The following is a 22,999-nucleotide window of genomic DNA, read 5'->3' as shown; positions in this document are numbered from 1 at the left end:
TCCTGTCTCAGGCATGCAGCTATTCGCGCGCACGGCCGCGCACTCCGGTACGGAGCGGGGGAACGATAGCAGGTTGCGTTTATGCGCTAAAGTGATGTTTTTGCATATGAAAAGAACCAAATGGACTATGTGAGACTGACTGCCATTTATGCGCTGGGTACGGCCTGGCGGTTATAATCCGCCGTTTGCTTTGCAGAGATGTCAGCCCATGTTCAAGGCGTTGTGCCAAAGCTTGTGTCTTGCCTTGCCGCTGGCGGCAAGCGCGCAGCCGGCTTCGGTGGTGTTCCTCAATCCGGGGCTGTCCAACGAGACGTTCTGGACCAGCTATACCCGCTTCATGCAGGCCGCCGCGGACGAGCTGGGCATGACCTTGCGGGTGGAATACAGCGAGCGCCGTGCCGACCTGGCCCTGGCCCGCGCCAGGGCGATCCTGAGCGCGGCGCAGCGGCCGGATTACCTGGTGCTGGTCAACGAACAGTATGTGGCCCCGGAAATCATGCGCCTGACGCGTGGCACCGGGGTCAAGCTGTTGCTGGTCAACAATGGCCTGACCGCCAGCCAGGTTCGCAGTATCGAGGCGCAGCCCGACAAGTATGCCGAGCCGCTGGGCACCTTGACGACGAATGACGAGCAGGCAGGCTTCCAGATGCTGCACCAGATGGTCGCGCAATTGCCCCGCGACAGCGGGCCGGTGGACTTGGTGGCGTTTGCCGGGGTCAAGACCACGCCAGCCTCGCAGCTGCGTGAGAAAGGCATGCGCCAAGCCCTGGCTGACTTCCCTCAGGTGCGCCTGCGCCAAGTGGTGTACGGTGGCTGGAACCGCCGGCGCGCCTATGAGCAGGCGCAGCAGCTGCTGGAGCGCTACCCGGCCACCCGGCTGGTGTGGTCGGCCAATGACGAGATGGCCTTTGGTGCCATGCAGGCGTTCGAGGAGGCCGGGCGCAAGCCGGGGCGCGATGTGGTGTTCAGCGCTGTGAACAGCTCGCCCGAAGCCTTGCGCGCGCGTATTGACGGCCGCCTGGGCGTGCTGATGGGTGGGCACTTCGCCCTTGGCGGTTGGGCCATGGTCATGCTGCACGATGACGCCCAAGGGCTGGCGCTGAACCGCGATGGTTTGCGCGAGCACAGCTTGCCGATGCTGCAGTCGATCGACCAAGCCAAGGCCCGACGTTGGCTGAAACTGCTGGAACAGGCCGACTATGGTGTCGATTTTCAGCGTTACAGCGCCCAAGGGCGGCCGCCCGGCTACCAGTACCCGTTTCTGACGTCGCCGGTCGAATATTGAAAGACCCTGCTTGAGAGAAGGGCTTTGCTCGTCTTAACTGCTGGTGGTGAAGTGCATTCCCATAACCACTACAAGAGGCAATGCAATGGGAAACTCAACCAAGGTCCGCAAAGCTGACAGCAGTGTCGATGCCTGGGCGATTCTGTGCCTGATCGTTCTGGTTGTAGTGACCGCTGTGTATTGGGTCAGCCACCAGTGACTTGAAACTCAAGACCGTGATGCAGCCAGAGCGCCTGCGGGAGGGAATCCTGCAGGCGCTTTTGTTTTGCCTGTGCTGGCCTCTTCGCGGGCAAGCCCCCACCAACAAGGGTTCTGTGTAGGAGCGGGCTTGCCCGCGAAAGGGCCGGTACAGGCTAGCGGGTAAGGTGCAGGGCCAGCTGCACCAGGCCGATCAGTACGGCTATGAACACCAGGGTGAACAACGTCCCCAGCGCAATGAAGTGGCTGGCCTTGCCGTGGGTAAAGTCGCGGGCGCGGTTCTTGCCACTTTGCACGCCAAAGGCGGCGGCGAGGATGCTGTGCAGCATCTGCCAGAAGGTCGGGGGTTTGCCCTGGCTGGAATCGTCCATGGTGGCTCCTGAAATAATCAGAGGCAATCAGGGACAGTGTAGGCAATGGTTGTGAGGTTGCCTGTGCCGGCCTCTTCGCGGCGCCGAACCGCCGCGAAGAAGCCGACGCGGTTTTAGCTGTCGTAACCCAGGTTAGGCGCCAACCAGCGCTCACTCACGCTGATGTCCTGGCCTTTGCGCGCGCTGTAACGCTCTACCTGGTCCTTGTCGACCTTGCCCACGGCAAAGTACTGCGCCTGCGGGTGGGCGAAGTACCAGCCGCTGACTGCCGCCGCCGGGAACATCGCGAAGTGGTCGGTGAGGAACACGCCGCTTGGCCCGGTCTCGCCGATGGCCGTGCCATCAAGCAGGCGGAACAGGGTTTCCTTCTCGGTGTGGTCGGGGCAGGCCGGGTAGCCCGGGGCCGGGCGGATGCCGCGGTACTGCTCCTTGATCAGCGCCTCGTTGTCCAGGTGCTCGTCGCGGGCGTAACCCCAGTGCTCTTTACGCACCTGCTCGTGCAGCCATTCGGCACAGGCTTCGGCCAGGCGGTCGGCCAGGGCCTTGACCATGATCGAGCTGTAGTCGTCGCCCTTGTCCTGGTAGGCCTTGGCCACTTCCTCGGCACCGATACCGGCGGTGGTGATGAAACCACCCACATAGTCGGTGACGCCGCTGGCTTTTGGCGCGACGAAGTCGGCCAGCGACCAGTTGGGCTTGCCGTCTGGCTTGATGGTCTGCTGGCGCAGGTGGTGCAGGGTAGCCAGCGCCTGGCCGTCGTCGCCGTACACCTCGATATCGTCATCGGCCACCTGGTTGGCCGGCCAGAAGCCGAACACCGCGCGGGCGCTGATCAGTTTCTCGTCGATCAGCTTGTCGAGCATCTCGCGGGCGTCCTTGTACAGCGCCGTGGCTGCCTCACCGACCACTTCGTCGGTGAGGATGCGCGGGAACTTGCCGGCCAGGTCCCAGGAGATGAAGAACGGGGTCCAGTCGATGTACTCGGCCAGGGTGCGCAGATCGATGTCTTCCAGCACCTTGACGCCGGTGAAGGAGGGCACCGCTGGCTGGTAGCCGGCCCAGTCGTATTGCGGCTTGGCAGCGATGGCCTGGGCGTAGCTCAGGCGCTCGGTGCGGGCGCTGCGGTTGGCGGTGCGCTCGCGCACTTCCACGTATTCCTGGCGGGTCTTCTCGACGAAGCCCGGCTTGAGTTCCTTGGACAGCAGCTGGGTGGCCACGCCCACCGCACGCGAGGCGTCGGTGACATAGACCACGGCGTCGTTGCTGTACTTCGGCTCGATCTTCACCGCAGTGTGAGCCTTGGACGTGGTGGCGCCGCCAATCATCAGCGGTAGCTGGAAGCCCTGGCGCTGCATTTCGCGGGCAACGTGGACCATTTCGTCCAGCGACGGCGTAATCAGCCCGGACAGGCCGATGATGTCGCACTTCTGCTCGCGGGCGGTTTGCAGGATCTTCTCGGCCGGTACCATCACGCCAAGGTCGACGATGTCGTAGCCGTTACAGCCCAGCACCACGCCGACGATGTTCTTGCCGATGTCGTGTACGTCGCCTTTTACCGTGGCCATCAGGATCTTGCCCTTGGCTTCCGGCTTGTCGCCTTTCTCTGCTTCGATGAACGGGATCAGGTGGGCCACCGCCTGCTTCATCACGCGGGCTGACTTGACCACCTGGGGCAGGAACATCTTGCCCGCGCCGAACAGGTCACCGACCACGTTCATGCCGTTCATCAGCGGGCCTTCGATCACCTCGATCGGGCGGGCGCACTGCTGGCGGCATTCTTCAGTGTCTTCGACGATGAACGCGGTGATGCCTTTGACCAGCGCATGCTCCAGGCGTTTTTCCACCGGCAGCGAGCGCCACTCTTCGTTTTCCACTTCCTTGGTGGCGCCGCCGCCGCGGTAGTCGTCGGCGATTGCCAGCAGGGCGTCGGTGCCGTGCGGGGTGCGGTTGAGCACCACGTCCTCGACCTTCTCGCGCAGTGCCGCCGGGATCTCGTCGTAGATCTCCAGTTGGCCGGCGTTGACGATACCCATGGTCAGGCCGTTCTGGATCGCGTGGTACAGGAACACCGAGTGGATCGCCTCGCGTACCGGGTTGTTGCCGCGGAACGAGAACGACACGTTGGACACACCGCCTGAACTCAGGGCGTGGGGCAGGTGGTCACGGATGTAGGCACAGGCCTCGATGAAATCGACGGCGTAGTTGTTGTGCTCCTCGATACCGGTGGCGACGGCGAAGATGTTCGGGTCGAAGATGATGTCTTCCGGCGGGAAGCCCACTTCGTTGACCAGGATGTCGTAGCTGCGCTGGCAGATTTCCTTCTTGCGCGCGGCGGTGTCGGCCTGGCCGACCTCGTCGAAGGCCATTACCACCACGGCGGCGCCATAGCGCTTGCACAGGCGGGCGTGGTGCTTGAACTGCTCGACGCCTTCCTTCATGGAAATGGAGTTGACGATGCCCTTGCCCTGGATGCACTTCAGGCCGGCTTCGATCACTTCCCATTTGGACGAGTCGATCATGATCGGCACGCGCGAGATGTCTGGCTCACCGGCAATCAGGTTGAGGAAACGGACCATGGCAGCCTGGGAATCGAGCATCCCTTCGTCCATGTTGATGTCGATCACCTGGGCGCCGGCCTCGACCTGCTGCAGGGCGACTTCCAGGGCTTCGGTGTAGTTCTCTTCACGGATCAGCCGGGCGAACTTGGCGGAACCTGTGATGTTGGTACGCTCGCCGACGTTGACGAACAGCGACTGGCGGTCGATGGTGAACGGTTCCAGGCCCGACAGGCGGCAAGCCTTGGCGATTTCCGGGATTTCGCGCGGCTTGTACTTGGCCACGGCTTCGGCGATGGCCTGGATGTGGCCCGGGGTGGTACCGCAGCAACCGCCGATGATGTTGAGGAAGCCGCTGGCGGCAAACTCTTCGACCACCACGGCCATCTCGGCCGGGGTTTCGTCGTACTCACCAAAGGCGTTCGGCAGGCCGGCGTTGGGGTGGGCGGACACGTGGGTGTCGGCCTTGGTCGCCAGCTCTTCCAGGTACGGGCGCAGGTCTTTGGCGCCGAGGGCGCAGTTCAGGCCCACGGAAATCGGCTTGGCGTGGCGCACCGAGTTCCAGAATGCCTCGGTGGTCTGGCCCGACAGGGTACGGCCGGAGGCGTCGGTGATGGTGCCGGAAATCATGATCGGCAGTTCGACGTTGTCGTCCTCGAACACCTGCTGCACGGCAAAGATCGCCGCCTTGGCGTTGAGGGTGTCGAAGATGGTCTCGATCAGGATGAGGTCGGCGCCGCCTTCGATCAGGCCGCGGGTGGCCTCGATGTAGTTCTCTACCAGTTCGTCGAAGGTGACGTTGCGGTAGCCAGGGTCGTTGACGTCCGGGGAAATCGAGCAGGTGCGGCTGGTAGGGCCGAGCACGCCGGCGACGAAGCGCGGCTTGTGTGGGGTTTCCAGGGTCTTGGCGTCGGCCACCTGGCGGGCGATGCGCGCGCCTTCGACGTTCAGCTCGTAGACCAGCGACTCCATGCCGTAGTCGGCCTGGGAAATCTGCGTGGCGTTGAAGGTGTTGGTTTCGAGAATATCGGCACCGGCATCCAGATAGGCCTTCTCGATGGCGGCGATCACGTCCGGGCGGCTGAGCAGCAACAGGTCGTTGTTACCCTTGACATCGCTTGGCCAATCGGCGAAACGCGTGCCACGATAGTCGTGTTCCTCCAGACGGTAGCTTTGGATCATAGTACCCATGCCGCCGTCGAGGATCAGGATGCGCTCTTTGAGTGCGTTCTGGAGTGCTTGGAGACGAGCGCTGCGGTCGGACATAGGAACTACCTGGTCGGGCAAATATCAGAAGGTGCGGAATCATAACAAAGCTGCGCGGTTTTTAGGTGCGTCGCCCATTTGCATGAAAACTGCTCATGTTGGGCGGGCGTCGGCAGCGCAGAGCACCCAAGGACGACCAGGCAACAAATCGTGATGGCTTTCAAGAACCAGGACTTTCCGCACATGGTGCATCGTATCCTTGCTGGCGCCCTCGCCCTGCTCATCAGCGGCGCGGTGTTCGGGCAAGCCCCCCAGTCGAGCCCGGCTATTTCCTACACCCGGGACATTCAACCGATCTTCACCGAGAAATGCGTGGCTTGCCACGCCTGCAACGACGCCGCCTGCCAGCTGAAGCTGGAAAGCCCCGAAGGCGCGGTGCGCGGGGCCAGCAAGGTCCCGGTGTACCAGGGCGAGCGGAGCAAGGCGGTGCCCACCACGCGGCTGTTCTACGATGCCCACAGCGAAGCCGAGTGGCGCAAGAAAGGCTTTTACTCGGTGCTCGACAACCAGGGCAGCCAGGCTGCGCTGATGGCGCGCATGCTGGAGCTGGGGCACAAGACCCCGCTCACGCCCAACGCCAAGCTGCCCGAGGAGATCGTGCTGGGCCTGAGCCGCAACAACATGTGCCCGTTACCCCATGAGTTCGACGCCTATGCTGGCGCCCACCCCAAGGAGGGCATGCCGCTGGCGGTGACCGGGTTGACCGACAAGGAATACGACACCATGCGCCGCTGGCTGGCAGCTGGCGCGCCGGTGGAGTACCAGCCGATCAAGCCAAGTGCGGCCGAAGCCAAGCAGATCGCCGACTGGGAAGAACTGCTCAACCGCCCGGGTTCCACCGAAGCACTGGTTGGCCGCTGGCTGTACGAGCACCTGTTCCTGGCGCATATCTACTTTGTCGGTGGCGAGCAGGGCCACTTCTTTCAGTGGGTGCGCTCGCGTACGCCAAGTGGCCAGCCGGTAGACATCATCGCCACGCGCCGGCCAAACGACCCGCCGGGGACCGACTTCTATTACCGGCTGATCCCGGTGCAGGGCGTGATTGTGCACAAGACGCACATCACCTACCCGATGGGGCCGCAGAAACTCAAGCGGGTGAAGCAGCTGTTCTACGCTGGCGACTGGCATGCCGCCGCGCTACCGGGCTATGGCCCGCGCCACCGGGCCAACCCGTTCGAAACCTTCGAGGCGATCCCGGCGGTGGCGCGCTACCAGTTCATGCTGGATAACGCCGAGTACTTCGTGCGCACCTTCATCCGTGGCCCGGTGTGCCGTGGGCAGATCGCCACCGACGTGATCCGTGACAACTTCTGGGCGCTGTTCCAGGAGCCGGCCCACGACCGCTACATCACCGATGCCCAGTACCGGGGCGAGGCCACGCCGCTGCTGGCGATGCCTGGCCAGATCGATGACGTGGGCAGTGTGCTGAGCCTGTGGCATGCCTACCGCGACAAGCGCAACGAGTACGAGAAACTGCGCCGCGAAGCCTATGCCGACATGCCGGCACCGGGCTGGGCCACCTTGTGGGCCGGTAACGACAACGCGTTGCTGAGCATCTTCCGCCACTTCGACAGCGCCTCGGTGACCAAGGGCCTGATCGGTGACGTACCGCTGACCGTGTGGCTGTTCGACTACCCGCTGTTCGAGCGCACCTACTACCAGCTGGCGGTCAATTTCGATGTGTACGGCAACGTCTCGCACCAGTTGCAGACGCGCCTGTACTTCGACCTGATCCGCAACGGCGCCGAGGTCAACTTCCTGCGCCTGATGCCGGCTGACCAGCGCAAGGCGATCCTCAGCGACTGGTACCAGAACAGTGGCAAGGTGAAGATGTGGATGGATTATGAAGACATCGACACCGATACCCCGAGTGGCATCCAGCTCGACCCGCGCAACGCCAAGCGCGACTTTGGCCTGAAGCTGCTGCAGCGCACCGGTAGCCTGAACGCTGCGCCAGACCCGATCAACCGCTGCCATGGCGCATTCTGCTCACGGCCGCAGATGAGCGAAGAGTTCCGCAATGCCGAGCAGTCGCTCAGCCGCCTGGTATCGCGCCCGGCTGCCGGGCTGAAGGTGATCAACCAGCTGCCCGAGGCGACCATGCTGCGCATCGAAGGGCAGGGCGGCCAACGCCAGGTGTACAGCCTGCTGCGCAACCGTGCGCACAGCAACGTGGCGTTCCTGCTGGGTGAGGCGTACCGCTACCAGCCGGGGCTGGATACCCTGACCTTGTACCCGGGTGTGCTCAGCAGTTACCCCAACTTCATCTTCAACATCCCGACCAAGGATGTGGCGGAGTTTGTCGAGGACATGGAGTATGCGAAGGATGATACGGCCAAGTTCGAACGCATCGTCATGCGCTGGGGCGTGCGCCGTAGTCACCCTGAGTTCTGGCGCTACTTCCATGACCTGAACAGCTTCATCAAGGAGACCGAGCCGGTCGAGGCGGGCGTGCTGGACATGAACCGCTACGAGAACCTCTGATCGGGTGGGCTGACCTTTCCGAGTACCCTGTGGTCGGAAACGGTGGTTGGTCCTGATCGATTGCAAGCGGGCTGCTTTGCAGCCCTTCGCGGGTGAAGCCGCTCCCACAGGTATTGCGCTGGTCTTGAGGCTTGCACTTTCCCTGCGGGAGCGGGTTCACCCGCGAACGAGCGCGCAGCGCTCGCCTCTGCACTCGATGCGGGCTTCAATGCACCGGCAACTGCAGGGTACTTCATGCTGTATTCGCTTCAGGCACTGCGGGCGTTCGCCGCCTGGGTGGTGGTCTGCCACCATTTCATGCAGATCTTCTTCGACTTCCACGCCACCGGCCCCATCGGCCAACTGCTCACCGACCGCGGCGCCGTAGGCGTCGACATCTTCTTCGTCATCAGCGGGCTGGTCATCTACCTGTCGACCCGCGACAAAGCCATCGAGCCCCGCCAGTTCCTGCTCAACCGGGCGCTGCGCATCGTGCCGGCCTACTGGTTCTACACGGCGCTGATGGCCGCGCTGCTGCTGGCCTTCAGCCAGTGGATGCCACATCAGCAATTCGCCTGGCATCACCTGCTGCTGTCGCTGCTGTTCATCCCGGCGGAAAACCCCGGTGGCTATGGCCTGTACCCGACCCTGAACGTGGGCTGGACGCTGAACTTTGAAATGTTCTTCTACCTGCTGTTTGGCCTGGCGTTCCTGGTGCGTCAGCGCCACCACTTGCTGCTGGTGACCGCCGCACTGCTGCTGGCCAGCGAAGTGCTGGGCCGGTTGGGTGTGCTGAGCCGCTTCTACAACAACGACATCATCTACGAGTTCCTGCTCGGCATCGGCCTGGGTGTGCTGCAGCGCCGTGGGCTGATCCGCCAGGGGCGGTGGCTGCCGCTAGTAGTGCTGGGGGTGGCAGGCCTGGCCATCTATCACCTGGATGCGTCGCAGCGCTTGCTGCACTGGGGGGTACCGAGCGCGATGATCGTGCTGGCCTTCGTTGCCCTGGAGCCGGTGTTCCAGGGCAACCGCCTGCTCAAGGCGCTGGGCGACTGTTCCTATTCGGTGTACCTGGTCCATGTGCTGGTGCTGTACGCCGGCTGGTTCGCCAGCCAGCGCCTGCAGTTGAACCCGTACCTGGTGTTCGCCCTATGTGTGCCGTCCATTGGACTAATGTCGTGGTTCAGCTACCAGTGGCTGGAGCGCGGCCTGTACCGGCGCATGCAGGCCTGGCTGGCGGCGCCACGGGGGCCGGCAGGGGAATATGCGCTTTCCCGAGTCAAATACTAGGACTTTGTTACAAGGCCGGGTTGGCGTACACTTGCCGCAAGTCTGTGAGGAACCTACATGAGCGCTATAACCATTACCGACGCCGCCCATGACTACCTGGCCGATCTGCTCTCCAAGCAGAATACGCCTGGCATCGGCATTCGCATTTTCATTACCCAGCCGGGCACCCAGTACGCCGAGACGTGCATTGCCTACTGCAAGCCGGGCGAAGAGAAGCCTGACGACACCGCCGTGGGTCTGAAAAGCTTCACCGCTTACCTGGACGCGGTCAGCGTGCCGTTCCTGGAAGACGCATTGGTCGACTACGCCACCGACCGCATGGGTGGCCAGTTGACCATCAAGGCACCCAACGCCAAGGTGCCGATGGTCAACGAAGACAGCCCGATCAACGAGCGCATCAACTATTACCTGCAGACCGAGATCAACCCCGGCCTGGCCAGCCACGGCGGCCAGGTCAGCCTGGTAGACGTGGTCGACGACGGCATCGCCGTGCTGCAGTTCGGTGGTGGCTGCCAAGGTTGTGGTCAGGCTGACGTGACCCTGAAGGAAGGCATCGAGCGCACCCTGCTCGAGCGTATTCCAGAGCTGAAGGGCGTGCGTGACGTGACCGACCACAGCCAGAAAGAGAACGCCTACTACTGATGTAGAGGCAGGCGCGGTCTGCCGCTCCCACAGCGACCGCGCAACCTGCAAGGTGTGCGTGCCTGTTAGCGCCCTCCTAGCAACAAAGTGTTACGGTTTCAACCCCTGCGACAACAGGCCGCAGCCCGTATTCAAAGGGCTGCAGGCCATCCCCGCCTTGGTCGGGTAGAACCCCTCAGGGTGTCATGCCAGAATGCCCCGGTTTTTCGACCGGTCCGTCCCGAGGGCCGGCACCTTCCCTGTAAAGGATGGTTTCATGAATGATCTATATACCCGGCGCGCTGTTGTCGCCGGGATGGGCGTTCTCGGGCTTGGCCTGCTGGCGGGCTGCAGCCCGGCCCGTGGGCTCGAGTTCAAGTACGGCAAGAACATGAGCAATGAAATCCTTGGGCGCAAGTTCAAGCTCAAGGACACCCAAGGCAATGAGCGCACCCTGTCGAGTTTCTACGGCAGCATGCCGATGATCTTCTTCGGCTTCACCCAGTGCCCGGCTGTGTGCCCGACCACGCTGGCGCGGGCGGCGCAAATTCGCAAGCTGCTGAAGGGCCGTGATCGCGACCTGTTCCAGGTGGTGCTCATCACCTTGGACCCGGAGCGTGACACCCCCGAAGTGCTTGATGCCTACGTCAAGGCCTTTGACCCGTCGTTCACCGCGCTGACCGGCACCCCCGAGGAAATCGCCGCGGTGGCCAAGGAATTCAAGGTGTTCTACGAGAAGGTGCCGGCCGGTGATACCTATACCGTCTCCCATTCGTCCACCAGCTACGTCTACGATACACGTGGCACCCTGCGCCTGAGCCTGGGCCATTCCCTGACCGCCAAGGAATGCGCCGAAGACCTCGTCACCCTGATGGAGATCTGCTGAATGTCGATGCAACCGATCAAACGCGGTTTGGCTGCCCTGGTACTGATGGGCCTGGCCTTGCCGGCCCTGGCCCAGACCACCGTGAGCGATGCCTGGGTGCGTGCCAGCGTGCCGCACCAGCAGTCTACCGGTGCCTTCATGACCCTGACCGCCAGCACTGACAGCAAGCTGGTGGGCGTGGCTTCGCCAGTGGCCAAGACCGTGCAGGTGCACGAGATGACCATGAACGGTGACGTGATGGGCATGCGTGAAGTCAAGGTGGTGGAGCTGCCCGCTGGCAAGGCGGTGACCCTGGACCCGAACAGCCTGCATGTGATGCTGATGGGCCTGAACAACCAGGTGAAAGAAGGCGAGAAAGTGCCGCTGACCCTGACCATTGAAGATGCCAAGGGTGCCAAGGAAACCGTGGACGTGCAGGCTGAAGTGCGTGCGCTGAACGCCGAGGCGGGCGGGCACGATCACATGCACATGAACCACTGATAGCTTGGTAACGGGCTGCTTTGCAGCCCTTCTCAATCAGCTGCGAAACTTGGGCAGCGGCCTGTCGAGGGTCAGCGAGGTCAAGGTCTTGCGGACCTGGGCTTCGTCGGCCTCGAGGGCCTTGAGACTTGCGCGGATCTTGCCGGCGGCGGGCACATCGCCCTGCCGGTCGATCCAGTCGGCAATCTCCTTGCAGGCACTGCTCAGGCAGGCCTGGCGCTGGTTCATCAGCGACAGGAGGGTGGTGAGCTCTCTTTCGGACATGGCAGGATCCTCCATTCAGCCCTGTCAGTGTAGCAGAGGGTTGGCGTTGCTCTGCTGCCTTTGCGGGGCGCGCCGGGGCAGCGGTAAATAGCTGCATCCAAGACGCCGCAACAAATCCTTACTTATAAACAACGTGTTTAATGTCGATGCCGTTACGATGTGTGCAGTATGCCATTCGGCGCTTGAAAGCGATGTACTGAAACGCTCTGTTTTGCAGGTTAGCGCTGTCGAGGTTATCCATCCTGAATAAACTTCCATGTAGGGGTGTTCCTAAGTCTCGGTGCGAGCGTCCTGAAGAGGGTAGTGCTGTTACAACTTGGATGTTGAGTGTGACCTTGGAAGAGCCTTAGGTTGTAGTTGCCCGAGCGATGCAAGGGTAATTCCAATAACCTGAAAGATGCGGCGTCTTGATGTATTGATCAAGGCAGGCCTGGTGCTTGAGGGCTCATGTTTCTATCGGCTGACGCGGCTCGGCTGGCTCTGGTGCAGCACATCATGTTCTACCTGATGCCGGCAAGTGAGCAGGACATTCTCAGGGAGCTGGTTTTCGAGCGGCTTGATGTGCCTGGGCGAGATATCACCGAGCACGAGTTGATCTAAGCCGCTGGCTGAGGAAAACATGAAGTATGCAAGCGCTGAATCTTAATTACGGAACGCGATCGCTGGCGTTTGGTTATGGATTTTCCAAATGTGGTGAATTTGCCTTCGAAGCCGCGTTTGCCGTGGCAATCGTGTCCCTCACCGATGCTGATCTGCTTCTGATCGGCATCGCCTATTTTTTTCGTTACTTGCCAAGTGTCGTGTTTTCGCCCTTGGGTGGCTGGTTGGCGGATAACGCCGACAAAAAGAAAACCCTGTTGGCAGTCGAGGCTGCCAAAGGCCTTTTGGCGCTTGCCTTCTTTGCCTTGTTCGGTCTGTTCACGCCGGTATTACCCATATTGGTTGGTCTTGCGATGGTCATGACGGCGCTCGAATGCCTCTATGTGCCGACATTTCGCGCGTACTTTCCGGACATCGTCGAAAGGGACCAGTTGGCCTCGGTCAACAGCGGTGTCCAGGTGATCGAGGATGCTGCCTCGATTATCGGCCCGCTGGTTTTTTCGGTCTGCGTGATAGTGCTTTCTCGCGAAGCAACGTTCTTTTTTTTTGCGACATGTCTGGTGCTGTCGGCCATCTCCATCGCCACCTTGGGGCCAGGTAGGCAAAGTGCCAGGCAGGCCTTCGATGGGCGTGCCATCGTCCGCGATGCGGCGCGTAGTGTAAGCCAGCTAAGGGCCAGCAATGCGCCGTTGTTTGCCGTTATTGGTTGCACCACGGTCTGCGCGATGTTTGCCACGTCAGTGATTCGCTTCATCCTTCCGGCTTCGGTGCTGGAGCATTTCGTATCTGAAGCAGCGGTGGGTTACGTATTTTCTTTGCTTGCAGCCGGCACAGTTCTGGGGGGCGTGCTCTACACGCGCTTCAATCCGCGCACAAGCGCACGGTTGGTGCTGCGTTACTGGCTGCTATACGGCGCATTGTTTTTGGCCGCAGCAGTCGCGCTGCAGTTCAACAGCTGGCTGTTTCTGTCGGTTTTGTTCCTGGTCGGCTTCATCGGTGCATTTGTCGATATCGCTATCGTGACCAACATCCAGTGCTTGTCCAATGAGCACGAAGTGGGCAGGAACTTTTCCCTTTACTACTTCACGGCCGTCATTGGTGATGCCGTTTCAGGGCTGGTTGCCAGTTTGGTGTTTGTGCTTGCGGGGCCGGCAACCTTCATCTGGATGACGTTGATGCTGTTTGTCGCGCCTGTGCGCTGGAACCTGAAAGGTAATGCCGATGACACCGACAATCGGATGTAGCGTGGCGCTCGATGTGGGCGTTTGGGACGGTGTGGTAACGCAGGGGCTATGTCGCATGCTTTGGGATACTAAACGGCAAGTGCGAGCGGTGTGCTTGCCGATAGGCCCCCGGTGACACCCCGTAAGCCTGCTTGAACTGCCGGCTCAAATGGCTCTGGTCGGCAAAACCCAGGTCGAACGCCACCTCTGAAGCCACCAGGCCGCTCTTCAGCATTTCCCGTGCGCGAGCCAGGCGCCGCTGCTTCAGCCAGGCATGCGGCGGCAGGCCGGTGGCCTGGCGGAACACCCGGGCAAAGTGGAACGGCGACAGGTTGACCGCCGCTGCCAGGGCTTCGAGCGAGGGCGGGTCGGCCAGCTGGCTTTCCAGCAGCTCGCGGGCCCGGGCCACGGCCAGCGGTTCGTGGCCTGGGGCCGAGGGTTCGGCGCATTGCCCATGCCGCTGCACCAGCGCCAGCACCGCCTGGCGCCAGGCGGTTTGTTGCTGCAGGGCGCTGGCGCCAGCTTCAGACAGCTGGTGCAGCTGGCTGAAGGCGATGGCCAGGGCGGGGTCGTGAATCACGCTGTCCTTGAAGCTGGGCATGCCGTGGCGGCCCAGTTCCAGCTCGTCGAGCACGCCGGTGACGCGCTCGTGTTCGGGGTAGAAGCCGCGATAGCGCCAGCCTGCTTCGTGCGCCGTGGCGCCAGTGTGCAGCTCATCCGGGTTGATCAGCACCATGCTGCCGACCGGTGCCAGGTGCTCGCTGCCACGGTGCCAGAAGCGCTGGGCGCCGGACTCGATCACGGTGAACACATAGCCTTCGTGCACATGCGGGGCGAAGCGCTGCTGGAAGTAGCGCGCGTGCAGCATCTCGACGTCGCCCAGGGCCGGCGCCTGCCAGAGGTGTGTCTGCTCGCGCAGGGGGGGGCTCATGCCAGCCAGCTACGCAGGAAGAAGAAGATCAACATGCTCACCAGCATGCTCAGCAACACGCTGCGGGTCAACAGTACCAGGGCGATGGCCACCAGCGAACCCAGCAGATAGGGGTTGAGCAAGCTCAGGTTGAGCTGGTGGTCGGGCATGAAGATGATCGGGCCACAGATAGCGGTGAGCATGCCCGGCACGGCAAAACCCAGGAACTGCCGTGCGTTGGAGCTCAGGCGCAAGGGCAGGCGCGGTTCCAGGAACGCATAGCGGTTGAGGAACACGATGGCGCCCATTGCGAAAATCAGGATCCAGGTCATGGGCGGGCTCCGGCGAGTTTCTGGCAGACGAAACCGGCGCTCATGCCCAGCAGGCCTGCGGCCACCAGGGCGGTTTCCCAGTGCCAGTGGCTGAACAGTACCGAGCAGAACAGCGACACCGCTACGCACACCAGGGTGGCCAGGTTGCGCACCAGCGGTGCGATCAGGGCAACGAAAGTGGCGACGATGGAAAAGTCCAGGCCGAGTTGGTCCAGGTGCGGAATGTTCTGGCCCAGCAGGATGCCGGCCAGGGTGAACAGGTTCCAGGCAACGTAGAAGGTCAGGCCCACGCCCAGGGCATACCAGCGGTTGAACTGCTGTTGGTCATATTGGCTGGTCAGGGCAAAGAACTCGTCGGTCAGCAGGAAGCCCAGGCCCAGCCGCCAGCGTAGCGGCTGGCTGGACAGTACCGGGCGCATGGACAGGCCGTACAGCAGGTGCTGTGAGGTCAGCAGCAGGGTGGTCAGCAGGATCGACGCCAGGTTGGCGCCGCCCTTGAGCATGCCAATCGCTACCAGTTGCGCGGCACCGGCAAAGACAATGGCCGACAACCCTTGCCCCTCCCAGGCGCTGAGGTTGGCCTCGATGGCCATGGAACCGGCCAGCAGGCCCCAGGGCGCGACGGCCAGGGATAACGGGAGAATGGCGATGGCGCCGTGGAGGAAGGCTTGGCGGGCGATGTGGGGCATGATGGCTGCAATGCGTGTACGTGGTAGGCCAGCATGCCAGACGAACCAAGGGAAGGCTTGAACGATCTTGCTGGTTGACGCGGTTACTTGTGGGAGCAACTGTCTTGCTCAATTTCAAAAAGCTGGCGCGATCCCTGTGGGAGCGGCGGTGCGGCGGTGCGGCGGTGCGGCGGTCCGACGTGCCCGCGAACTCCGGCGCAGCCGGTGCCATGCACCGCGTTGGATTTTTCGCGGGCGCGCCCGCTCCCCCATGGAACAGCGTCTGGCAGACAGTCAAGGATGGCTGGTCAGGTGCTGCTGCGCCGTTACACAGCCGTTGATGTCCACGGCCTTTTGCAGCAGGCTCTGGCGGTGCTGCGGGGCGAGGTCGCCGAGCAGGCGGTAAACCTCGGCCTGGTAATCGCGCTGGCTCCCCCACAGCATGTCCAGGCCTTGCGGCCGGCTGCGGCTGCAGGCCAGGCGGGTGGCCGGTTGCGGGTAGTAGGGGGCGTATACGGTGGCCATGTTGGGTATGGCCTCCAGCGCACTGCGGTACTCGCTGCTGGCGTTGTAGGGCGGGCACCAAGCGGCGATGGCGGGTGCCGGTGCGGCAAAGCCCTGCTTGAGGCTGGCTTCGAGCAATGGGCAGGCGGCATCCGGGATTTGCGCGGCGGGCAGGTAGGTCATGTAGTAAAGCGCCAGGCGGTACTGCGCAACAGGGTGGCCCAGCTCTACGGACTTCTTCAGCAAGGCAACCGCTGTCGGCAAGGTGTGGGCCATGGCCTGGCCCTGGCGGCTGAGTTCCGGGTCGCCACCCACGGTCGTGCGCAATGTGCCGGCGCTGTCGTCCCGGCTGTCGGCCTGTTCGAGCAAAGGCAAGGCCTGGCGATAGAGCAGGTCGGCGTGAGGGTCGATGTGTACCTCCAGCGCGTGCGCGGCCAGCGGCATCAGGGCGAGCAACAGCGGGGGCAGGCGAAGCAGGCGGATCACTGGCAAACCCCGCGGTATGCCAGGTAAAGATGGACGGCTTCGATGTTCATGGCGGTCAAGCGTGCGCCTCGGGCAAATCAGAACGACGGCGTATTCTAGCCACCCAAAGGGGCTGGCCGGAAGACCAAGCCGATAACTGTCAGACGAGCTTGATCGGCGTGACCTTGCGCTGTGCGTGTTTTTCCTGAGCCAGGCCAAGCTTGGCAGTGATGACCTTGGCCAGGGCATTGTTGCCCAAATCGTTCAGGTGCAGGCGGTCGACGAACAGGTCGGCAGTGAACACCGGCGAGCTGCTGAGCATGCAGTTCATGTCGTAGCAGGGGACCGGATCGGCCTGGTTCTTGATTCGGCGGAAAAAAGCCGAGTGCAACTGGCTGTCAAAAGCGCCTTCCAGCAGCCGGTCGAAATTCGCCGGTTGTTGCTCCAGCGCGGCCAGCATGGCCTGCTCGCCTGCGGGTAAGGTATCGCGGCACCAGGGCAGCAACGGCTGCAAGATGAAGGTGAGGGTGGCATGGCTGTTTGCTAGCAGGCGGTCCCATTGGCGCAGGGTGCGGCCAATGTTGTCGGCAGCGCGCGCCAGGCGCTTCTCGGGGGGCGACAGCGGCCAGGCCACGGGCGCCTCGATCGGGTGGGCGGCCAGGGCCTGGCCGATACGCTGCCACAGCGACTGCCGACGAAGGGGTTCGGTAGGCTGCATGCCTTCGCTGAAACTGTTGAGAAGGTCTTGGTAGGCCTGGGCGTGCTGTGGGTCGTGCGGGCTGGCGAGCACTTCGCAAAGGGCTTCGTGGGCCAGGCTGTTGACGCCACTAAGCACGACCACATGGCCCAGCTGGCCAAGGCGGTGCTGGTGGGTCAGGAACATCAGCAGCTCCTGGCTGGCATTAAGCCCGCAGCCGGCCAGGCTCAGCCAGACTTCGCCGGTGAGCATGGAAAGGTGTGACGCGACGGTGTGTTCGTCAGAGCTGGCGCCGATGCCCAGGGCGGTGGAGCCGCCGACTAGCAAATTGACACGCGACGCACCGCCGCGCTCGGCCGCGGAAAAACGCTTGCCGGCGCAATGGCTGTAGCGCAGGCCGAGGGCGTCGGTGTTGATGGTGCCGGAGCGGTAGCCGGATTCGTGCACATGTACGGTGTGCGGTGCACGGCGGCTGCCCAGCAGCAGAAAGCGCTGGTAATCCTGTTGCAACGGTGAAAGGGGCCGGCTCGTGTCAGTTGCTTTCATGGGCTGTCCCTCTGTTGCACTGGGCGCTTCGCATCAAATTCAGGCCGCCAGTTCTTTCAGGTTGTAAAGCAGGCCGCCTGCCGCGATCACTAGCAGGGCGACGCCCGAGGCCAGGCTGATCAGGCGGTTGCTGCGCTGCGAGGCGATCTTGCCGATGGCGAAGATGTATAGGCTGAGCACGGCGAAATCGATGGCTACCCACAGCAGCGACAGCACCACCATGCTCTTGCCGAACGACTCGGTGATCTGGATGAACTGCGGGAAGAAGGCAATGAAGAAGATGATGTCCTTCGGGTTGGAGATACCCACCATAAAGCCTTGCAGCAGGCCCCCACGCGCAGGTTTGGCAGCCTCGCTCGCCGCTTCTGCCGCAGGCGCCTGCAAGGCGTCTTTCAGCGTACCGACGGCAATGTAGCCGATGAACAGGCAGCCCAGCAGGCTCATGGCGCTGAGCCAGGCCTTGTCGATGGCGGCGCTGGTGAGGATGATCCAGGCCGCAGCACCGATCAGTACCAGTGACGCCCAGTTGGTACCGACGGCGGTGAACATGGCCTTGCGCGAGCCGGAGGCGGCTGCGGTATTGACGATCAGTGCCACCACCGGGCCGGGGGTGGCGATCAGCAACAGGACGGTGAGGGCATAGGTAGCTGTGAGTGCGGTATTCACGGTCAGTTCTCGATCAGGATGTCAGGTGTTGGCTGCTGTGCGGCATGGGCGTGGAACGGGCAGCGTGACGGATTGAGCGACCCTGCCTCCTGCAGTTGGTACTGCTTCCACTCATAGTTGCTGGCATCGCCGAAGAAGCCGAGGGTGTCTGGCATGACGCCGTCGTTGTAGTGGCGCACGCGTTCGCGAATGCGCTCGCGGATGCGCTGGCCGCTTTCGGTGCTGGCGTTGGCCACTTCGTCGAAGTTCTCCCGCGGGTTGATGACGAAGGTGATGTGCTGCCCCAGGTTGCGGCTTTTCATTTGCTGGTGGCCAGGAAAGTTCATGTTGATGAACAACGGCATGCCGGCGTAGCAGAACGACCAGCCGTTGTCGTCGGGGTCGGTTGGCATGCCGTGCGGCCAGGGCTGAGGGTCGCGCGCATGCACGCCGTGAAGTACCTTCCAGGCCAGGGATTGTTGTTCGGCCAGGGTGCTCGTTGTTGTGGTTTCGAGGAACACCACCAGCGGGCTGCCGATGCGCTGCTTGGGTTTGATCGGCGCCATGCTGCACACATAGTCGGCAAGGCCCTGGGCGATGTCATCGGCCAGTTGCTCGGCACGGGCGAAGAGAATGTGACAGGTTTCACCATTAACCGCCTTGCGCCCGAACAGGCAGGGAAAATCGGGGTTGGCGAGAACACTGCGAAAGTGATTTATGGTCTGATACGTCCAATGCTGTGAGTTAGCACCATGTTCAGCGGCCAGCTCTAGCGCGTCCAGGCGATAGCAATTTCCATAACCCGTAAACATGATTTCCCCAGGCGTTTAGTTAAAGTAACGTTCCAGTCATATGCAGGCAGGATCTTGGTTATGTTTATTGTTTACCTGCATTTTCTGAGACGGAGTTAACGTTGTAAAACGCGTGGAACTATGACCTACTATTAGTCTTACTCATGCTTGGGGCGTCTACATGTCGGAACGGATTCAGGCTTTGCACGCCTTGCGTGCCTTCGAGGTGGCCTCTCGTTATGGCTCTTTCACCCGCGCGGCAGAGGAACTGGCGCTGACCCAGGGCGCCGTCAGCCACCACATCAAAACGCTTGAAGCCATGTTTGGCTGCGACCTGTTCGAACGTCGTGGCCCGAAACTGAGCCTGACCGAGCACGGCCGCTTGCTGGCGCAAGAGCTCAAGGTCGGCTTCAAGATCATCGAAAATGCCTGTGCACTGCTGCGCCAGGACCGCTACGGCCTGCGCCTGAAGGCGCCTTCCACGCTCACCATGCGTTGGTTGCTGCGAGCGCTGGATGCGTTCAAGAAGGACGACGACAACTGCAGTGTGCAGTTGTCCAGCGTGTGGATGGACATCGACAGTGTGGACTTCTACTCCGAGCCCTACGACTGCGCCATTCTGCTGGCCAACGGGCGTTTTCCAGCCGATGTCGAAAGTATCAAGCTGTTCGATGAATGGCTGATCCCGGTGTGCCACCCGGATTACATGACGTCACAGCAACCGGACCTGGCCGACCTGCGCCAGTGCGAACTCTTGCACCCGTCGCCCGACCGACGTGACTGGCGGCGCTGGCTGGCGCGCATGGACGCGCTGGACATCAGCATCGACCAAGGCCAGGTGTTCGACACCCTTGACCAAGGTATCTCGGCCGCCCAGCAAGGCCTGGGCATCTCGGTGGTGGACCTGGTGCTGGCCACGGCCGACCTGGCTGCCGGGCGCCTGGTCACGCCGTTCAAGCACGCGGTGGCCACTGGCGATGGGTATTACATGACCTGGCTCAAGGCAAGCCCCAAGGCCCGGCAGATGCACAAGCTGCGCGACTTCCTGCTCGGCCAGGTACCGCCGCTGGCCTATAAGGACATCAACTACCTGTACGGTTGAGTACGCGCTTGGCATGAGGTACGGCGGTGGAGCGGTTTTGTGGCGGGGGCGTTTTTCTTGAGGGGCTCGGCGCCTGGGAGACCGAGCGCCGCCCGCGCGGCGCATCGCGAGCGAAGCTCGCTCCTACATTTTTTCAGGCCAGTTTTTTCTGAGGCAGAGGCGCGAAATTCTGAAGCATTTGGTTTCATGTTCAGAAATGTCTTACGGAGGCTGCGCGGTCCCCTTATAGGCGCGGCCTTGTGTCGCGATCGGGCCGCAACGCGGCCCCAGCAGTACCCGCGGCGAAGCTGAAATCGTGGGGCCGTTGCGCGCCCCATCGCGACACAAGGCCGCTCCTACAAAAATGCGCTGCAACCGTGCGTCGGCGGTAGAATCGCCAGCATTAGCACAACAAACGATTCAGAGGTCGACGCAGTGGAGTTGCAGCAGGGCTTTGTCCTGACCCGGCATTGGCATGACACGCCTGAAGGCACCTGCGTGGAATTCTGGTTGGCTACCGATCAGGGGCCACGGCAGCTGCGCCTGGCACCGCAGGAGTCGGTGGCGTTCGTGCCGCAGGCGCAGGAGGCGCATGCGCGGGTGTTGCTGGCCAACGAGCCTGGTGTTGAACTGCGGCCCCTGCAACTCAAGGACTTCGATCAGCGCCCGGTGCTGGGCCTGTACTGCCGCCAGCACCGGCAGCTGATGCAACTGGAGCAGCGCCTGCGCGGCGCCGGCATCGAAGTGTTCGAAGCGGATATCCGCCCGCCCGAGCGCTACTTGATGGAGCGCTTCATTACTGCCCCGGTGCAATTTACTGGTAAACCTGATGCTCAGGGCGTGCTCTGCAATGCCCAGCTCAAGCCGCTGCCGGGCTATCGCCCACCGCTGCGCCTGGTGTCTCTGGACATCGAGACCAGCGAGCGTGGCGAGCTGTACAGCATTGCCCTTGAGGGCTGCGGCCAGCGCCAGGTGTACATGCTTGGTCCGGCCAACGGCGATCTTGCTGGCGTTGACTTTGACCTGCACTACTGCGATGACCGCGCCGCGCTGCTGGTTTGCCTCAACCAGTGGGTGGCTTTGCACGACCCGGATGCAATCATTGGCTGGAACCTGGTCCAGTTCGACTTGCGCCTGTTGCATGAACATGCCAAGCAGCTGCAGGTGCCGCTGACTCTGGGCCGTAACGGTGCACCGATGACCTTGCGCAGCCATGCCGGTGGTGGCCACGTATTCGCTGATGCCCCAGGGCGGTTGCTGATCGACGGGATCGAGGCACTGCGCTCGGCCACCTGGAGCTTCCCGTCGTTCAGCCTGGAGAGTGTCGCCCAGACTTTGCTTGGTGAAGGCAAGGCCATTGACACACCGTACCAGCGCATGGACGAAATCAATCGCCGCTTCGCCGAGGACAAACCGGCGCTGGCGCGCTACAACCTCAAGGACTGCGAGCTGGTCACGCGTATTTTCGCCCACACCCGGCTGCTTGAGTTCCTGCTGGAACGTTCCTCGGTCACCGGCCTTGCCGTGGACCGCAGCGGTGGTTCGGTGGCAGCCTTCTGCCACCTGTACATCCCGCAAATGCATCGCCTGGGCTTCGTCGCGCCCAACCTTGGCAGCCGCCCCGACGAAGCCAGCCCCGGCGGCTTCGTCATGGACTCGCGCCCGGGGCTGTATGACTCGGTGCTGGTGCTGGACTACAAGAGCTTGTACCCGTCGATCATCCGTACGTTCCTGATCGACCCGGTAGGGCTGGTCGAAGGTTTGCGTCTGCCAGACGATGAGCACTCGGTGGAAGGCTTCCGCGGTGGGCGTTTCTCGCGTAGTCAGCATTGCCTGCCGGCCATCGTCGAGCGGGTCTGGCAGGGCCGGGAAGCGGCCAAGCGTGAAGGCAACGCAGCGCTGTCTCAGGCCCTGAAGATCATCATGAATGCCTTCTACGGGGTGCTGGGCTCAAGCGGCTGCCGCTTCTTCGATCCGCGCCTGGCCTCGTCGATCACCATGCGTGGCCACCAGATCATGCGCCAGACCCGGGCACTGATCGAAGCCGAGGGTTATGAGGTTATCTACGGCGATACCGATTCCACTTTCGTCTGGCTCAAGGGTGCCCATGGCGAGGAGGCTGCGGCACGCATCGGCCGAGCGCTGGTGGCCCAGGTCAACCAATGGTGGCGTGAACACCTGCGCGCCACCATGAACCTGGAAAGCGCCCTGGAACTGCAGTTCGAAGTGCATTACCGGCGTTTTCTGATGCCGACCATCCGCGGCACGGACGAAGGCAGCAAGAAGCGTTATGCCGGTCTGGTGCAACGGGCCGATGGCAGTGAAGAGATGGTCTACAAAGGCCTGGAATCGGTGCGTACTGACTGGTCGCCGCTGGCCCGGCAATTCCAGCAGGAACTGTACGGGCGTATCTTCCGTGGCCAGCCGTACCGCGACTATGTGCGCCAGTACGTGCAGCAGACGCTGGCGGGCGAGCTCGATGAGCTGCTGGTGTACCGCAAGCGCCTGCGCCGGCCGTTGGCCGACTACCAGCGTAACGTGCCGCCACATGTGCGCGCTGCGCGCCTGGCCGACGACTACAACAGCCGCCTGGGCCGGCCGAAGCAGTACCAGCGCGGTGGCTGGATCAGCTACCTGATCACCACGTCAGGCCCCGAACCTTTGGAAAACCAGCAGGCGCCAATCGACTACGAGCACTATTTGAGCCGCCAGTTACAGCCTGTGGCCGATGCGATCCTGCCGTTTGTGGGTGATGACTTCGCCGCACTGACCGAGCGTCAGCTGTTGTTGTTCTGACGGTGCGGTATCTGGGTAGCACTGCTGCGCCCAGGCTTGCGGTTAGCGTTGCGCCCTCGATG

General features: G+C 62.4%; 20 protein-coding genes. 10 read left to right on the top strand and 10 right to left on the bottom strand.

Annotated elements, in window-relative coordinates; all coding sequences use genetic code 11:
- Positions 1–208 precede the first annotated feature (208 nt).
- A complete protein-coding gene (locus tag ABE456_RS12110; RefSeq protein WP_346644127.1) occupies positions 209–1,285 on the top strand; it encodes an ABC transporter substrate-binding protein in 1,077 nt (358 codons plus the stop codon).
- A gap of 353 nt (positions 1,286–1,638) precedes the next feature.
- Here the strand turns inward: ABE456_RS12110 and ABE456_RS12105 are convergent, their stop codons facing one another.
- On the bottom strand, positions 1,639–1,854 hold the full coding sequence (locus tag ABE456_RS12105) for a DUF2970 domain-containing protein (RefSeq protein WP_043201995.1): 216 nt from the start codon (positions 1,852–1,854) through the stop codon (positions 1,639–1,641).
- Between the two features lie 113 nt (positions 1,855–1,967).
- Positions 1,968–5,675 (bottom strand): methionine synthase, encoded by a 3,708-nt coding sequence (gene metH, locus ABE456_RS12100; protein ID WP_346644126.1) that lies wholly within the window; start codon positions 5,673–5,675, stop codon positions 1,968–1,970.
- A gap of 183 nt (positions 5,676–5,858) precedes the next feature.
- Here metH and ABE456_RS12095 point away from each other — a divergent pair, with 183 nt between their 5' ends.
- The 5 genes from ABE456_RS12095 (at position 5,859) to ABE456_RS12075 (ending at position 11,415) form a co-directional block, all read left to right on the top strand.
- A complete protein-coding gene (locus tag ABE456_RS12095; RefSeq protein ID WP_346644139.1) occupies positions 5,859–8,159 on the top strand; it encodes a fatty acid cis/trans isomerase in 2,301 nt (766 codons plus the stop codon).
- A 234-nt stretch (positions 8,160–8,393) separates the two neighbouring features.
- The gene (locus ABE456_RS12090) at positions 8,394–9,428 is read left to right on the top strand and encodes an acyltransferase (protein WP_346644125.1); all 1,035 of its coding nucleotides are present in this window, start codon (positions 8,394–8,396) and stop codon (positions 9,426–9,428) included.
- Positions 9,429–9,485: 57 nt separating this feature from the next.
- Positions 9,486–10,070: a Fe-S biogenesis protein NfuA gene (gene nfuA / locus ABE456_RS12085; protein WP_003250416.1), complete on the top strand. Its 585-nt coding sequence runs from the start codon at positions 9,486–9,488 to the stop codon at positions 10,068–10,070.
- Positions 10,071–10,326: 256 nt separating this feature from the next.
- Complete coding sequence (locus ABE456_RS12080) at positions 10,327–10,935, top strand: SCO family protein (RefSeq protein WP_346644124.1); 609 nt, start codon at positions 10,327–10,329, stop codon at positions 10,933–10,935.
- On the top strand, positions 10,936–11,415 hold the full coding sequence (locus tag ABE456_RS12075; protein ID WP_346644123.1) for a copper chaperone PCu(A)C: 480 nt from the start codon (positions 10,936–10,938) through the stop codon (positions 11,413–11,415).
- Positions 11,416–11,451: 36 nt separating this feature from the next.
- On the opposite strand, the gene ABE456_RS12070 is transcribed toward ABE456_RS12075, so the two are convergent.
- The gene (locus tag ABE456_RS12070) at positions 11,452–11,679 is read right to left on the bottom strand and encodes a hypothetical protein (protein ID WP_003260451.1); all 228 of its coding nucleotides are present in this window, start codon (positions 11,677–11,679) and stop codon (positions 11,452–11,454) included.
- A gap of 447 nt (positions 11,680–12,126) precedes the next feature.
- Here ABE456_RS12070 and ABE456_RS12065 point away from each other — a divergent pair, with 447 nt between their 5' ends.
- Both ABE456_RS12065 and ABE456_RS12060 read left to right on the top strand, forming a co-directional pair.
- On the top strand, positions 12,127–12,279 hold the full coding sequence (locus ABE456_RS12065; RefSeq protein ID WP_346644122.1) for a hypothetical protein: 153 nt from the start codon (positions 12,127–12,129) through the stop codon (positions 12,277–12,279).
- Between the two features lie 26 nt (positions 12,280–12,305).
- Positions 12,306–13,523, top strand: a complete 1,218-nt coding sequence (locus ABE456_RS12060) for an MFS transporter (RefSeq protein WP_346644121.1) — start codon at positions 12,306–12,308, stop codon at positions 13,521–13,523.
- Positions 13,524–13,569: 46 nt separating this feature from the next.
- Here the strand turns inward: ABE456_RS12060 and ABE456_RS12055 are convergent, their stop codons facing one another.
- The 7 genes from ABE456_RS12055 to ABE456_RS12025 all read right to left on the bottom strand — a co-directional run bounded on the left by ABE456_RS12055 (position 13,570) and on the right by ABE456_RS12025 (position 19,081).
- Positions 13,570–14,433: an AraC family transcriptional regulator gene (locus tag ABE456_RS12055; protein ID WP_346644120.1), complete on the bottom strand. Its 864-nt coding sequence runs from the start codon at positions 14,431–14,433 to the stop codon at positions 13,570–13,572.
- Positions 14,430–14,744 carry an AzlD domain-containing protein gene (locus ABE456_RS12050; RefSeq protein WP_016714697.1) on the bottom strand — a complete coding sequence of 105 codons (315 nt, stop codon included), beginning with the start codon at positions 14,742–14,744 and terminating at the stop codon, positions 14,430–14,432. Before ABE456_RS12050 ends, ABE456_RS12055 begins: the two co-directional genes overlap by 4 nt.
- Positions 14,741–15,433: an AzlC family ABC transporter permease gene (locus tag ABE456_RS12045; RefSeq protein WP_346644119.1), complete on the bottom strand. Its 693-nt coding sequence runs from the start codon at positions 15,431–15,433 to the stop codon at positions 14,741–14,743. Before ABE456_RS12045 ends, ABE456_RS12050 begins: the two co-directional genes overlap by 4 nt.
- A 273-nt stretch (positions 15,434–15,706) precedes the next feature.
- A complete protein-coding gene (locus ABE456_RS12040; protein WP_346644118.1) occupies positions 15,707–16,408 on the bottom strand; it encodes a sel1 repeat family protein in 702 nt (233 codons plus the stop codon).
- 133 nt (positions 16,409–16,541) lie between these two features.
- Complete coding sequence (locus ABE456_RS12035; protein WP_346644117.1) at positions 16,542–17,624, bottom strand: hypothetical protein; 1,083 nt, start codon at positions 17,622–17,624, stop codon at positions 16,542–16,544.
- Between the two features lie 39 nt (positions 17,625–17,663).
- The gene (locus ABE456_RS12030; protein WP_346644116.1) at positions 17,664–18,290 is read right to left on the bottom strand and encodes a LysE family translocator; all 627 of its coding nucleotides are present in this window, start codon (positions 18,288–18,290) and stop codon (positions 17,664–17,666) included.
- 2 nt (positions 18,291–18,292) lie between these two features.
- Positions 18,293–19,081 (bottom strand): YqcI/YcgG family protein, encoded by a 789-nt coding sequence (locus tag ABE456_RS12025; protein WP_346644115.1) that lies wholly within the window; start codon positions 19,079–19,081, stop codon positions 18,293–18,295.
- Between the two features lie 160 nt (positions 19,082–19,241).
- On the opposite strand from ABE456_RS12025, the gene ABE456_RS12020 reads away from it, so the two are divergent.
- A complete protein-coding gene (locus tag ABE456_RS12020) occupies positions 19,242–20,162 on the top strand; it encodes a LysR substrate-binding domain-containing protein (RefSeq protein WP_346644114.1) in 921 nt (306 codons plus the stop codon).
- A gap of 414 nt (positions 20,163–20,576) precedes the next feature.
- Entirely contained in the window at positions 20,577–22,937 is a 2,361-nt protein-coding gene (locus ABE456_RS12015) for a DNA polymerase II (protein WP_346644113.1), read from the top strand.
- Positions 22,938–22,999: the final 62 nt, after the last annotated feature.

Source organism: Pseudomonas sp. TWI929, from assembly GCF_039673335.1.
GTDB lineage: Bacteria > Pseudomonadota > Gammaproteobacteria > Pseudomonadales > Pseudomonadaceae > Aquipseudomonas.
The sequence above is the reverse complement of the archived record's forward strand: the minus strand, read 5'-3'. Positions and strand labels throughout refer to the sequence as shown.